At 56.3% G+C, this 1793-nt stretch carries 3 protein-coding genes; 2 read left to right on the top strand and 1 reads right to left on the bottom strand.

Annotation, left to right across the window (positions count from 1 at the left end):
- Both HV670_RS30725 and HV670_RS29860 read left to right on the top strand, forming a co-directional pair.
- A partial coding sequence (locus HV670_RS30725) for a hypothetical protein (protein WP_217478561.1) occupies positions 1-272 on the top strand: 272 nt, incomplete at its 5' end.
- 319 nt (positions 273-591) lie between these two features.
- On the top strand, positions 592-951 hold the full coding sequence (locus tag HV670_RS29860; RefSeq protein ID WP_175108523.1) for a response regulator: 360 nt from the start codon (positions 592-594) through the stop codon (positions 949-951).
- 517 nt (positions 952-1468) lie between these two features.
- Here HV670_RS29860 and HV670_RS29855 read toward each other — a convergent pair.
- A partial coding sequence (locus tag HV670_RS29855) for a YoaK family protein (RefSeq protein ID WP_175108522.1) occupies positions 1469-1793 on the bottom strand: 325 nt, incomplete at its 5' end.

Below are 1793 nucleotides of genomic sequence, written 5' to 3'. Positions count from 1 at the left end.
CGGTACTGTTCAAATCCGGCGCCTTGATCGGCCGCTATCGCAAGGGTCTGTTGTTTCATCCGGATTTAACGATTCGCCGCCCAACGGCGTTGACCTTTTTCAGCGTAGCCCCGGGTCGCTGCCGAACCATGACCAGGCCGCAGCCACGCGCTGTTCCCGTTCCGATAGGTTCGCAGGGTCGACGCTGGCATCAATCTCTTTGCGAGCAACTGCGGTCGGAGAAGCTCGAGCGGATGTCGACGTTGTTTCGCAGTTCGACACCGCTCGTATGACTTCTCACCGCGGTTATACGCCGGTATAAGCGTATTACGCTAACGCGGCATCGGCATGTCCAACCGTAGAGTAGATTCGCCCTGCGGCACAACCTAGTCTTCTCATCGAGACAGCGCTCGCCGTTGTGACAGCGCAAAATTCAAGGGGAATCATCGTGTCAGCTGTTCTGCATAACTCGATAAATATCGGACATTCCTTGCGGAGACTGATGACCAATCGCATTGGTGCGACCAATGCATTGGCACCTACCGAGCGGCAGTCAGGCTGATGAGTGGCGAATTCGACGCCGGCGCTCACATCCTCGTGCAGTAAGCATAAATGAAAACCATTCTTGTCGTGGAGGACGAGCTCAACATCGTGACCACCTGGAAGCGAGGCCTCCAATTGGAAGGTTATCGAGTCCTGACGGCCAGTAATGGCCGTCAGGGACTTTTCGCCGCCAACGGGGGAAAGCCCGACCTCGTCATCACAGACTGGTCGATGCCAATAATGTGTGGCGTTGAGTTTTTCCGCCACTTGAAGCAAAAACGAGAGTTCGCGCGAATTCCTATCATTCTCACCAGTGCTGACCCTCTAGACCCCGCCGATGCAGCAGTGGGGGACGGGTTTTTGCTTAAGCCCGTGTCCATGGAGATGCTGCTGGCATCCGTACGACGCCTTTTGAATCCGTGTTCATGACGTGTTTCTGGACTGTCTTCCCTGGCTATGACAAGCGGGATTACCCAGCAAGTTTCACGACATGCGTACCACTGGTTCTCTTCTCACTCTATAGCGCTCAATGCATCAGTACTCGGGCTGGATTCAGCACCGGCTCGCCGCTGTGAATATTGCGTTGCGCGCGAAGCCGGTCTAGGCGACGGCGGTCTCAGTGACCGACGCAGCCGGCGCGTTCGGCTTTGCTTCACGCGCACGAGCCGCGCCGGTCTTTGTAGCGCCCCGTTCGGCTATAGCCTTCTTGACAGCAACCTTCTTCGTGGGCTCGAAACGTCAATGACAATCTGCCGCGTAGCAGAGAAAGCCGCGATTCGTCCCTTGAACAGCGACGTGAAGACTCCAATGGACGCGAGCGCAAGCGTGCTCAGGACGATACGCTGCGCAATTGCAGACACTTGTACCGGTCTGGGGCCGAAAGCGACAAGAAGGACAATCTCGGTTGGTCGTCATCGTCGGTCACGTGAGCGGACGGATAGCTACGTCAGAGACGTCTGCGGCGTCGCAACGTCGTCAGGTCGTCACCGACAGGCACCCCGGCGAACATCAGGAGCACTGCAGCCAGGGGCAGTGTAGCGATGAAGCCGAATTGCTTGAAACCAAACGCGCCTGCGACACCACCAGCAAAAAAAGAGCAGAGCAAGGAGGTCAGTAGCGCAAGCTTACGTCGGTCCGCCCGAACGTATTGAGAGGATGTTAGCGGCATTCCACGATTCCAGTACAAGCTCTTGCCCAGTTCAATGCCGATATCGGTCACCAGGCCTGTCATATGAGTAGTCCGGATTTCCGACTTCGAAATCTTCGTTATC

It is taken from the genome of Pararobbsia alpina (assembly GCF_902859895.1).
GTDB classification, from domain to species: domain Bacteria; phylum Pseudomonadota; class Gammaproteobacteria; order Burkholderiales; family Burkholderiaceae; genus Pararobbsia; species Pararobbsia alpina.
The sequence above is the reverse complement of the archived record's forward strand: the minus strand, read 5'-3'. Positions and strand labels throughout refer to the sequence as shown.